Origin of the sequence: Tardiphaga sp. 709, from assembly GCF_032401055.1 — a bacterium.
Classification (GTDB): Bacteria; Pseudomonadota; Alphaproteobacteria; order Rhizobiales; family Xanthobacteraceae; genus Tardiphaga.
Genome location: NZ_CP135529.1, coordinates 3654914 through 3666019, shown reverse-complemented (window position 1 = coordinate 3666019; position 11106 = coordinate 3654914). Strand labels below are relative to the sequence as shown.

At 62.9% G+C, this 11106-nt stretch carries 10 protein-coding genes; 5 read left to right on the top strand and 5 right to left on the bottom strand.

Features of this window, described 5'->3' with window-relative positions:
- Positions 1 to 341: 341 nt before the first annotated feature.
- The gene (locus RSO67_RS17920) at positions 342 to 1286 is read left to right on the top strand and encodes a hypothetical protein (RefSeq protein ID WP_315839957.1); all 945 of its coding nucleotides are present in this window, start codon (positions 342 to 344) and stop codon (positions 1284 to 1286) included.
- A 25-nt stretch (positions 1287 to 1311) separates the two neighbouring features.
- On the opposite strand, the gene RSO67_RS17915 is transcribed toward RSO67_RS17920, so the two are convergent.
- Positions 1312 to 2841 (bottom strand): hypothetical protein, encoded by a 1530-nt coding sequence (locus tag RSO67_RS17915; RefSeq protein WP_315839956.1) that lies wholly within the window; start codon positions 2839 to 2841, stop codon positions 1312 to 1314.
- Positions 2841 to 4355 (bottom strand): hypothetical protein, encoded by a 1515-nt coding sequence (locus RSO67_RS17910; RefSeq protein WP_315839955.1) that lies wholly within the window; start codon positions 4353 to 4355, stop codon positions 2841 to 2843. Before RSO67_RS17910 ends, RSO67_RS17915 begins: the two co-directional genes overlap by 1 nt.
- Positions 4356 to 4516: 161 nt before the next feature.
- Here RSO67_RS17910 and pncA point away from each other — a divergent pair, with 161 nt between their 5' ends.
- Positions 4517 to 5233, top strand: a complete 717-nt coding sequence (pncA, locus tag RSO67_RS17905) for a bifunctional nicotinamidase/pyrazinamidase (RefSeq protein WP_315839954.1) — start codon at positions 4517 to 4519, stop codon at positions 5231 to 5233.
- Between the two features lie 149 nt (positions 5234 to 5382).
- On the opposite strand, the gene grpE is transcribed toward pncA, so the two are convergent.
- Together grpE and hrcA are read right to left on the bottom strand one after the other, a co-directional pair.
- Positions 5383 to 5982: a nucleotide exchange factor GrpE gene (gene grpE, locus RSO67_RS17900; RefSeq protein ID WP_315839953.1), complete on the bottom strand. Its 600-nt coding sequence runs from the start codon at positions 5980 to 5982 to the stop codon at positions 5383 to 5385.
- A gap of 104 nt (positions 5983 to 6086) precedes the next feature.
- The gene (gene hrcA / locus RSO67_RS17895) at positions 6087 to 7175 is read right to left on the bottom strand and encodes a heat-inducible transcriptional repressor HrcA (RefSeq protein ID WP_315839952.1); all 1089 of its coding nucleotides are present in this window, start codon (positions 7173 to 7175) and stop codon (positions 6087 to 6089) included.
- 153 nt (positions 7176 to 7328) lie between these two features.
- Here hrcA and rph point away from each other — a divergent pair, with 153 nt between their 5' ends.
- From rph to hemW, 3 genes are read left to right on the top strand one after another with little or no spacing between them, the layout of a single operon-like run.
- Positions 7329 to 8051 (top strand): ribonuclease PH, encoded by a 723-nt coding sequence (rph, locus tag RSO67_RS17890; protein ID WP_093757824.1) that lies wholly within the window; start codon positions 7329 to 7331, stop codon positions 8049 to 8051.
- 35 nt (positions 8052 to 8086) lie between these two features.
- A complete protein-coding gene (gene rdgB, locus RSO67_RS17885; protein WP_315839951.1) occupies positions 8087 to 8722 on the top strand; it encodes an RdgB/HAM1 family non-canonical purine NTP pyrophosphatase in 636 nt (211 codons plus the stop codon).
- The gene (hemW, locus tag RSO67_RS17880) at positions 8709 to 9872 is read left to right on the top strand and encodes a radical SAM family heme chaperone HemW (protein WP_315839950.1); all 1164 of its coding nucleotides are present in this window, start codon (positions 8709 to 8711) and stop codon (positions 9870 to 9872) included. Before rdgB ends, hemW begins: the two co-directional genes overlap by 14 nt.
- 3 nt (positions 9873 to 9875) lie before the next feature.
- On the opposite strand, the gene RSO67_RS17875 is transcribed toward hemW, so the two are convergent.
- Positions 9876 to 11102, bottom strand: coding sequence for a penicillin-binding protein activator (locus RSO67_RS17875; protein WP_315839949.1), 1227 nt, complete (start codon positions 11100 to 11102; stop codon positions 9876 to 9878).
- Between the last annotated feature and the right edge of the window lie 4 nt (positions 11103 to 11106).

Here is an 11106-nt window from a genome sequence, read left to right as displayed (position 1 = left end):
CCTGACGGCACCCCGCTCCCAACCCCCAAACATCAACTATTCGCGATATTGCGACGGTAGGCCTCATATAGGAGGGGGGTGGTGGCCGCAAGGCATCTGGCACACTCCAGACCCATGAAAACACGACCGATGCGCGAAATTAATATTTGGTGAAACAGACCCTTGGCGGTGTTTCGCCAATACGCGACGGATGGGCGCGGACGGCGCCGGGAACGGATTTATGGCTTGATCTGTTGGCGGAACAGGGCAACCGTGAACGCCCTTTCCGGCCGGTCGTGTGATGGCCAATGCCGGAACCCCGCACCATCGAACAGCCTCAATACAAACCCAGTAGATTTTTCATGAAACATGCTGCGCCCCTGTTCGCTTTGACCATGCTGACGGCCATTTCGGTCGCCCACCGCCCCGCTTTGGCGGCTGACCCCGTCTTCCCGCCGGGTGTCCGTGTGGGTCTGGCCCCACTGGTCGGCCTCGCCCCGGCAAAGACCTTTGTTGGCTTTGAGACCTCCGATCAGGGCGTCAAGGTGCTCATGACCGAACTGCCAGCCGCCGCTTTCAACGAGGTTGAGACCGCGTTCAAGGCCAATCCGGCTGGTATGGCCGCGAAGCCCGAGAGCATCGAGACCACGGCCGGAAAGGCCTTCTACACGATCGAGAACGCCAAGGACGCGACCGGCAATGTCAGGCGCTATTCGATGATCGTCGGCGGCGGGACCTTCTCCGGCTATGTCGCCGTGCAGGTCCCGGAAAACGCCCAAAAGATCTATACCGACGACGCGGTGCGCCAGATGCTCGCATCGGCCGTGGTGCGCAAGGAAGTACCGCTGGCCGAGCAGCTCGGCCTGATGCCGTTCAAGGTCGCCGAAATGAGCGACTTCAAGACGGTTCGCACGCTCGCGCCGGGCGCCGCTTTGTTGCTGGCCGACTCGACTGACGAGAACAGCATCGAAACGAGCCCTTTCATGGTGATCGGCAGCCTGGCCTCGGCGCCGGAAAAGGCCGAAGATCGCGGCCGCTTTGCCCAGCAGGCAGCAGGCACGATTCCGGGCCTGCGCGAAGGGCGCATCACCATGTCGGAGCCGCAGCGGATCGACGGTATGCCCGGCTATGAGACGCGCATCGACGCTGTTAGCGGCAAGAACAACACGCCGGTCAGCGTGGTACAGTGGCTGCGCTTCGGCGGTGGCAAAATCACCATGCGCATTATTGCAAGCGCACCGCGCGATGATTGGGCCAAAGCATTTCCGCGCTTCCGCGCCGTGCGCGACGGTATCGAGCCGCGCTGACGCAGCACGTAACACAACATCGGCTTCAGGGCTCATGGCTTCGCGTAAGAAGCGTCACCTTGTTGATGGTGGCCACGACGCGAAAATCCTCTAACAGATCGGCGACGTCGGGATGCGCTTTTAGCCATTCCGAGCCGCTGCCGGTGAGATCATCCACCAGCATCAGGGTCGGTGGTCTTTTCTTGATATCCTCGATCAGCATCGTGCGCTCACGCGCGGCATAGGCCTCGAGCAGTCGGTCTTGTGCAGGACTTACTCCGCCTCTGCTGCGCAGGGCGGCGTGATAGGCGGCGACCCACAGGCCTTGCTGCCGTGAAACCCATGTGCCGCCGACCGCGCGCACAAGAGGATGCCCGATGCCCGGCTCGGCGGAGATAGCAAGAATGACAGGACGCGGTCCCAGTTGCGCGATTTTCTCCTGCAGTGGGCGCGCATCGAAGGCGACGTCGAACCATAACATGGAGCGCATGAACAGGAGCGCCAGCAGGACGACCGCGCCGACGCCGAACAGACGATCCGTCCTGGTGACCGATAGATAGGTCATACGCGCATAGCCAAAAGCAAGCAGTGCGAGCGCAATCATTGGGTATGAATGGTAAGGCCAGCCTTTGCCCTGCAAAACAAAACCAGCGGCAAAGCCGGCCGAGGTCACCAGTAGCAAAACGAACGGACCATCGACGCCGACGCGCCGTTTGAGCACCACAGCCGCGAGCAGCGCGGTGGCCCACAGTGCCACTGCCGGCTTTTCCAGCAGCATCATGACCGGCTGCTGCACCTGAAGATAAACATCGCGAACCATCGGCCCGATTACCGTTAGGAATTCCGGAAACAGCACAATGACGACGGCGGCGTAGAGCGCCAGCGCGACGGCGAGCGCCAGATATTCCGGCCGCAGCAGGACGCGCCACGATAATCGCGTGAAGACAGCCTCCGCGACCAGCGCGCCGAGCAGGGCGATCGCGAAATAGGGCTTGAACGACAGCGCAATCGCCGCGCCGATGCCGGCTGCGATGGCCGCGGGCCATGATGGTGCGCTGTGCTTTACGCGGCCCGCCAATACAGCCAGCATCGGCAGCATGGCGATCAGCGCAATATGTTCGCGTTGACCGAAAGTCTGCGTCGGCAGCACGGCCAGCAGTGCAACTGCCAGCAGCGCCAGCGGCCAGCCTTGTGCGACACTGAGAACCGACGCGCGCGACAGAATGCGGGCGCTGAGCAGCAGCGACACGGCGACGCCGATGAAGACCAGCGCATCGGTCACGCGCTCCGCAGCCAGCCCAAGTGCGCGGGCGATGGCGATCCCCGGCAGATAGGCCAGGACGGCCATCGGCGGATTGGTCTCGATGATATCGATATAGAGGCGCTGACCGTCGAGTACGCGCTCGCCGACAGTCAGAAGCCAGCTTACATCCGTATTGGCCGCGAGAATGTGACGCAGCACAATCGCCACGATCAGCAGTGCGACGACGGCGAGCCACGGAAGGATGCGGCTTCGCTGCAGCGTCCGCCCGGGCAGAACAGTACTTGCGGTTTCGCCCGGCGTGGTGGCGCGCATCACGGCATCCTCTTCAGGATGTCGATGCCGTCGATGGTCTGCACCAGGGCATAGGGCTTCAGGAGCTGCGCCAGCTCCGGATCAGCTTGTGCCCAAGCGCTCCAGTCGGCTTCGCGCTCGTCAATCAGCACCACATCCGGCGGCATCTTGCGAATATCATCGACCAACCCATTTCGCTCAGCCGCCAGATACGCATCGAAACGTGCTGATGTTGCAGCGTCGATCGTCCGCTCCAGACGAGCGCGGCGGACGATCTCCCGGATCGACAGCGCCTCCTGACGTGACACCCAGACACCGCCAACATTGCGCACGAGCGGATGTGCAATCGTCGCCGCCCCACCCAACATGATGATCTTCGGACGCTGCAGTCCAAGCTTTACCACAGCATCTTGAAGTGCACGCACATCGACGCTGGCCTTGAACCAGAAGCAGGCACTCACGAGGAGCGCCACAGCGGCGACCGACGAACCGACCTGCAAGCGCGGCCCATGCTGCCGTGCGCGATCGATCGTTGCGACGGCATAACCAAACGCCATCAGCGCCAGCGCCACCATCGGGTAGGCGTGATAGTTATAACCCCTGCTTTGAACGAAATAGGACATCGCAAAGCCAAGCGAGCTAGCCAGGAGCACGACAAGAGCCGGGTCTGCTGAACGCCGACTCTGTAACAGCAGTGTGGCGAATACGGCAACCAACCATAACGTCGTCGCACCGCCCAGCGCGAGCGCCAGCCACGACGACGTCAGCAGCCGATACACGTCGCTGGCAACAGGATAGATCACGGTGAAATAGGCGGGGAAGGCCACGTAGACCCACAGTGCATAGGCCACCACCAGTGCGCTGGCGATCCAGTTCTCCGGCGCGAAAACAATCCTCCACTGCCGTGCATTGGTCGCCGCCGCGATAACGGCTGTACCGACGCCGAACGCGAAATACGGTTTGAAGCACATAGTGATAGCAGCACTGATGCCGGCGATGACAACCACGCCAGGCGGGATTATCTCGCCATCGGCGCGGCGGATCAGGACCGCCAGCGCGGGTAACAAAAACAGCAAGGCGAGATGTTCGCGCTGGCCGAAGTCGTACATTGGCAAGATGCCGAGCAACGCGATCGCACAAACCGCCAGCGGAGCAGCGGCGACGCGCCCGGGGATGCGCGAGTTGTGCAGCAGCTGCCATGTCACCGCCATCGACCCTGCGATGAGGCCGAATACCAGCACGAGCGTCATGAGCTCGGCGCGCAATCCCAGAAGCCGTCCCAGTACCACGGCGATAATATTGACCGCCCCGGCCATCGGGGGGTTAATCTCAAGAATATCGAGATAAAGACGCTGACCATCGAGCACGCGTTCGCAGACGATCAACAACCAGCTGACATCGACATTAAACGGCAGCACCGCGCGCAGCCCGACGGCCACCGCGCAGACGAGAGCGCCGGCGATCAGCCAGATGGCCGCAAGCCGCGTCCGAGGCGTGGTCGCGCCGCCGAGTTGCAAACCGGCATCGATCATCATGCACTTATTCTTTCGGCCAATACCATCGCTACGCTAGGAGAGCCGCGTTAAAAAGCCATTGCGCGGGTCTGCGAGACACCGCCGCACCATCCATATCGAGCCGCCTTTACGGAAGCGCCTGGACCTGATTTGCTGCAGAAATTCTGACAGGAGATGTTGCGATGTTCGATAGACGTCAGCTTCTTGTGGGACTTGGTGCGCTAACAGCGGCCGGCATGGCGCCCAAGGCGCTCGAAGCGGCAGGCAAGGTCAGCCTCGATCGTACATCCGTGTTGCTGGTGATCGACGTGCAGAACTGCTTTCTGCCCGGCGGCAGCCTAGCCGTGAAGGACGGCGATAAGGTCGTGCCGATCATCAACGCCATCGCGAAGAAATTCGCCGACGTGGTGATGACGCAGGACTGGCACACGCCCGGCCATATCTCCTTCGCATCCAGCCATAGCGGCAAGAAGCCGTTTGAGACCCTTGAGGTGAAATACGGCAAGCAGGTGCTGTGGCCGGATCACTGCGTGCAGGGCACTGAAGGAGCCGCCCTCTCGAAGGATCTCGCCATCCCGCATACCGAGCTGATCCTGCGCAAGGGCTTCAACAAGGACGTCGACAGCTATTCGGCCTTCACCGAGGCCGACGGGAAGACCACCACCGGTCTCGCCGCCTATCTGAAAGCCCGCAAATTGCAGCGCGTGTTCATCGCCGGTCTCGCCACCGACTTCTGTGTCGCGTGGTCGGCGCTCGATGCGCGAAAGGCAGGTTTCGATGTCTATGTGATCGAGGACGCCTGCCGCGGCATCGACACGCAGGGCTCGCTGGCCAAAGCCTGGGCCGACATGAACAAGGCCGGCGTGAAGCGGATTCAGTCGGGCGATCTGGCGGCTTGACCCATACTCTCATTGTCATCGCCCGACTTGAGCGCACAACTGCGCGCTGGGTTCGGGCGACCCAGTAAGACCGGCGCTTGTGATCACTCACTGAGACCAGCGTGTACTGGCTCACCCGCTTTCGCGGGTGATGACAGCCAGAGGCGCTGTTACTCCGATGCAGCAGGTGCCGCCTTGGCCCCACCCTTCGATACGCCAACCAGCGCCGGGCGCAGCACGCGCTCGCCAATGGTATAACCGGCCTGCACGACCTGAACCACGGTTCCCGCAGGCACCGAGGCATCCGGCACTTCGTACATGGCTTGCTGGAAATTCGGATCGAACTTCTCGCCGGACGGATCGAACTTCTTCACGCCGTTCTTTTCCAGCGTGTTGAGCAGCGAGCGCTCGGTGAGTTCCACGCCTTCGAGCAGCGCCTTCAGGCCCGGATCGGCGGCGGCCTTGGTGTCGGCAGGCACGGCATCGAGGGCGCGCTGCAGGCTGTCGGCGATATCGAGCACTTCGCGCGCGAAATTGGCGATCGCATAGGTGCGTCCGTCGGCGACTTCCTTCTGGGTCCGCTTGCGCAGATTTTCCATCTCCGCCAGCGTGCGCAGCATCTTGTCGCGCGCGTCCGCAGCTTCCTTGGTCAGGGCCTCGACCGAATTCGGTTCCGGATCGTCCGGCATGATGTAGGGCTTGGAGACCACCGGATCGGCGGCCGCTGCCGTCTTGTCCTGATTGTCGTTCTGCCCATTGGAATCAGTCATCACGCTGCCTTCTCAAAAACACGCCAAAATGGTGGGATTGCTGAGCGGGATATCGGGGTTTGAGCGCCGAAAATCAAGCGCAACCGGCCGGATTCGGCCGATCGTCAGCCGCCGAGCATGCGGCTGACGATGCGCGCCGCGTAATCTACCATCGGGATCACCCGCGCATAGTTCAGCCGGGTCGGGCCGATGACACCGAGAACGCCGACAATATGGCCGGCGCCATCGCTGTAGGGCGCAATGATCGTGGACGAGCCGGACAGCGAGAACAGTTTGTTTTCCGAGCCGATGAAGATGCGGACACCTTCGGCCGTCTCCGCCCGACCGAGAAGGTCGATCACCTCGCGCTTGGCTTCGAGATCGTCGAACAGGAGGCGAACGCGTTCAAGATCCTCCAGCGCATGGAGATCCTCGAGCAGATTGGCCTGGCCGCGCACGATCAGCTGCCGATCGTCCTTCTCGCCACCCGACCAGCTGGCAATGCCGGCGGCAATCACCTTCTGGGTCAGTTGATCGAGCTCGATCTGGTTCTGGGTCAGTGCCGTTTCCAGTTCCAACCGGGCCTCAGCCAGCGTGCGGCCGCGAATCCGGGCATTGAGGAAGTTCGACGCCTCGTTCAGCGCCGACGACGGCACCCCCGGCGGCAGGGTCAGCACGCGGTTTTCGACCTGGCCATCCTCGGCGACCAGCACGACCAGCGCCTTTTCGGGTTCCAGACGGACGAATTCGATGTGTTTTAGCCGCACATTGGACTTGGCGGTCAGAACCACCGCCGCCGCGCGGGTTAGCCCGGACAGCTGCGTCAGCGCCTCGCCGAGCGCCGCCTCCACGGTCTGCGAGCGCCCCACGGAGGATAATTGCTGCTGGATCGACTGCCGCTCCGGCTCGGTGAGGTCACCGACCTGCATCAAGGCATCGACGAAAAACCGCAGTCCGAGTTCGGTCGGAAGCCGTCCTGCTGACGTATGCGGCGCATAGATGAGGCCGAGCTGCTCCAGGTCCGACATCACGTTGCGAACCGAGGCCGGCGACAGCGGAACCGTGATCAGGCGCGAGATGTTGCGGGAACCCACGGGTTCGCCGGTGGCGAGATAGCTCTCGACGATCTGCCGGAAGATCTCACGCGATCGCTCATTGAGCTGGGCGAGCCCGGCATGCGGCGAAATCAGGCCGATCGGATCGTGATGGACCACAGGGTACTCCTTGAGGATCTAATCTGTCGCTCCGGCGGGCCGGATACAAGCACCATTGCGGTTGTGGAACCTGCCCTGCCCTTGCCGCTGCGCTCCGTGGCCCCTAAAAGCACCGCGAACAGGCTTTCTCTGGACATTTGGAAGGATTTTCTCATGCGGCCAAGCCGTCGTGCGCCCGATGAACTGCGCGCCGTGTCGCTGGAACGCGGCGTGGTCAAATATGCCGAAGGCTCCTGCATGGTGAAATTCGGCGACACCCATGTGCTGGTAACCGCCACGCTGGAAGAGCGCCTGCCGCCATGGCTCAAGGGCCAGGGCCGCGGCTGGGTCACCGCCGAATACGGCATGCTGCCCCGTGCCACGCTGGAACGCACCCGCCGCGAAGCCGCATCCGGCAAGCAGGGCGGCCGCACCGTCGAGATCCAGCGCCTGATCGGCCGCTCGCTCCGCGCTGCCGTCGACCTCGAAGCACTCGGCGAACGCCAGATTACCATCGACTGCGACGTGATCCAGGCCGACGGTGGCACCCGCACAGCGTCGATCACCGGCGCATGGGTTGCGCTGGCCGACTGCATCTCGTGGATGAAGAACCGCAACATGTTCAAGAACGGCGGCGGCAACGTGCTGCGCGACAATATCGCGGCGATTTCCTGCGGCATCTATCAGGGCACCCCGGTGCTCGATCTCGACTATGCCGAAGATTCCGAAGCCGACACCGACGCCAATTTCGTGATGACCGGCGACGGCCGCATCATCGAGGTACAGGGCACTGCCGAGAAGACGCCGTTCACGCAGGACGAATTCCTGAAGTTGATGGCACTGGCACAAAAGGGCGTCGGACGCCTCGTCGAACTGCAGAAAATGGCCATCGCGTGATTCCGCAAGTCATCAAGCAGGCGTAGACTCCCATCATGCATCGTCGAATCACTGGGAAGCTCGTCATCGCCACCCACAATCCCGGCAAACTTGCCGAGATGCGCGATCTCCTGGCCCCCTACGGCATCGAGGCAGTGTCAGCAGGCGAGCTCGGTCTCGCCGAACCTGACGAGACCGGCAATACTTTCAAGGCCAATGCCGCGATCAAGGCGATTGCCGCGGCCAATGTCGCACAATTACCAGCTTTCGCAGATGATTCCGGCCTCGTCGTCGATGCCCTCGACGGCGCGCCCGGCATCCTCTCGGCGCGCTGGGCCGGCGAGTCCAAGGACTTCACCGGCGCAATGACGCGCATCGAGCGTTTGCTGCAAGAGCGCGGCGCGACCTCGCCTGACAAGCGCACCGCGCATTTCGTCTCCGCACTCTGCGTGGCGTGGCCCGACGGTCATCTCGAGGAAGTCGAAGCGCATGCGCATGGCACGCTGGTCTGGCCGCCGCGCGGCACCGCCGGCTTCGGCTACGATCCGACATTCCTGCCCGATGGTCACACGCGCACCTATGGCGAAATGACCGCGGTTGAGAAGCACGGGTTGCCGCCACTCGGCGAGGGCTTGTCGCATCGCGCCAGGGCATTCGTGAAACTCGCGGAGATCTGCCTTGAACCCCGCTGACGCACAGCAAGACGCTTTCGGCGTCTATGTGCACTGGCCGTTCTGCCTGTCGAAGTGCCCCTATTGCGACTTCAACAGCCATGTCCGTCATCACGCTGTCGATGAAGTACGTTTCGCGCGCGCTTTCGCACGCGAGATCGAAACCACCGCAGCGCGCACGCCCGGCCGTACGGTGACGTCGATCTTTCTCGGCGGCGGTACGCCGTCGCTGATGCAGCCACAAACCGTCGGCGCTATTCTCGACTCGATCGGTAAATACTGGAACGTCGCTTCCGACGTCGAAGTATCACTCGAAGCCAACCCGACCTCCGTCGAAGCGACGCGCTTTCGGGGCTATCGCGAGGCCGGCGTCAACCGCGTGTCGCTCGGCGTACAGGCGCTTGACGATGCGTCGCTGAAATCACTGGGACGTTTGCATACGGCGCGCGAGGCACTCGATGCCGTGGCCATCGCGCGCAGCGCGTTCGATCGCTATTCGTTCGATCTGATCTATGCGCGCCCCGACCAAACTCCGCAAATGTGGACCGACGAACTCAAGCTCGCGATCTCGGAAGCCGCCGAACATCTGTCGCTGTATCAGCTGACTATCGAGGAAGGCACGCCGTTCTTCGGATTGCACGCCGCCGGCAAGCTCAAGACACCCGACGAAGGCCTCGCGCGCACGCTTTATGACGTGACGCAGGAGGTCTGCGCGCAGCAGGGTTTGCCGTTCTACGAGATTTCCAACCACGCCCGCCCCGGTGCGGAGTGCAAACACAACCTCGTCTACTGGCGCGGTCAGGAATATGCCGGCATCGGGCCTGGCGCCCATGGCCGCCTCGACATCGACGGTGTCCGCCATGCCATCGCCACCGAGAAGCGTCCGGAAGCCTGGGTCATGCGTGTGGAAGACAACGGCCACGGCGTGACATCGGATGAATTGCTCAACAGTGAAGAACGCGCCGACGAATATCTGCTGATGGGCCTGCGCCTCGCTGAGGGCATTGATCCCGCGCGCTATCAGATGCTGTCCGGCCGCGCGCTGGATGAGAAGCGCATCCAGATCCTGCTCGAAGAAGGCGCGATCGTCGTCGAAACAAATGGCCGTCTGCGCGTGACGCAGGAGGGATTTCCCGTGCTCGATGCAGTCGTGGCAGATCTGGCGGCTTAAACGCTACGCCCCAAAGCTCTTGGGCGAGCCCGCCACCGCCTGACCACCACCTGATGCGACCTTCATCACAGCCAAACCGCGATCGTTGCCGCCATCGCTGCGGAACCGGAACAGGCCATCGATGCCGGCAAAGCCGGATGGATTGGTGAGCGTTTCAGGTGCGAAGCGCTGTCCGCCCTGGGTGCGCGCCAATGCGGCGACCAGTGCAACAGCATCGTAAGCGAGCGTCGCGGTACGCACGGGGTCGCCGCCATATTTTGCGCGGTAGCGACCGGCGAAGGCACGGAACCCTGCAGGATCCGGCGCGGCGTAGAGCCCACCCTGCAACGCCGCGCTGTTGAAGACCCGCGGGTTGTCCCAAAGGCCCGTGCCAAGCAATTGCACGTTGCGCAGATTGGCGCCCGCCGCAGTCAGTGCATCGGCCGTTGCGACCACCGCGTCGCCATCGTCTGCGATGAACAACGCGTCGGCGCCGGTGAGGGATGCGGCAATGTTGCGTGCTGCGCTGGAGCGATCCGCGCCATAGCGCTCGAAAGCGACGATGCGGCCGCCTTTGCGGGCTACGGCCTGCTTGAAAGCGACTTCAACAACATTGCCATAGGCATTCTCGGGCAGCATCGCCGCAAAGGAGCGTTTGCCCGTGCCTGCGGCGTAATCGACGATGCGATTGACGTCCGACTCAGGTAGGAAGCTGAGCAAATAGACACCACGGCCGGCGACGCTGGAATCGGTCGAGAACGCGATCACCGGGACGTTACGCGCGCGCGTGAGCTGCGCCGTTGCCGGTACCGAGAGTGCGAAGAGCGGCCCGAGAATGATTTCGGATCCTTCATCGAGCGCCTGCTGGGCGGCCTGCTGCGCGCCCTGCGCGCTGCCACTATCGTCCTTGATCAGGAGTTGAATGCTGGGATTCTGGAATTCGGCGAGCGCCATTTCGGCGGCGTTCTTCATCGACTGCGCGGCGACGCCAGCATTGCCCGAAGCCGACAGCGGCAGGATCAGTCCGACTTTCGTGCCGCCGGTGCCGATGGCTTGTGACTGCTGCGCCGGTCCGGCAGGCGGTCCCGATGGCGCCGCCGGTCCGGTGCCGAACGCATTGGTCAGCGTCGATTGCACACCCGCGCAGGCCCCGAGCAGCGGCGCGCCCAGCAGCAGGCCGACAGCCGTCCGCCGTGTTGCGCCCGACGTCGCGCCCTTGGTCCCGGATTTGGGGTCGAACGGATCCGCCATCACT

Bases quoted from the DNA above. Each gene is read 5' to 3' on its own strand.
- RSO67_RS17875 (WP_315839949.1), bottom strand. From the start codon at position 11,102: ATGGCGGATCCGTTCGACCCCAAATCCGGGACCAAGGGCGCGACGTCG.
- RSO67_RS17920 (WP_315839957.1), top strand. From the start codon at position 342: ATGAAACATGCTGCGCCCCTGTTCGCTTTGACCATGCTGACGGCCATT.
- RSO67_RS17910 (WP_315839955.1), bottom strand. From the start codon at position 4,355: ATGATGATCGATGCCGGTTTGCAACTCGGCGGCGCGACCACGCCTCGG.
- RSO67_RS17915 (WP_315839956.1), bottom strand. From the start codon at position 2,841: ATGCGCGCCACCACGCCGGGCGAAACCGCAAGTACTGTTCTGCCCGGG.
- rdgB (WP_315839951.1), top strand. From the start codon at position 8,087: ATGCATCGTCGAATCACTGGGAAGCTCGTCATCGCCACCCACAATCCC.
- grpE (WP_315839953.1), bottom strand. From the start codon at position 5,982: ATGACTGATTCCAATGGGCAGAACGACAATCAGGACAAGACGGCAGCG.
- pncA (WP_315839954.1), top strand. From the start codon at position 4,517: ATGTTCGATAGACGTCAGCTTCTTGTGGGACTTGGTGCGCTAACAGCG.
- rph (WP_093757824.1), top strand. From the start codon at position 7,329: ATGCGGCCAAGCCGTCGTGCGCCCGATGAACTGCGCGCCGTGTCGCTG.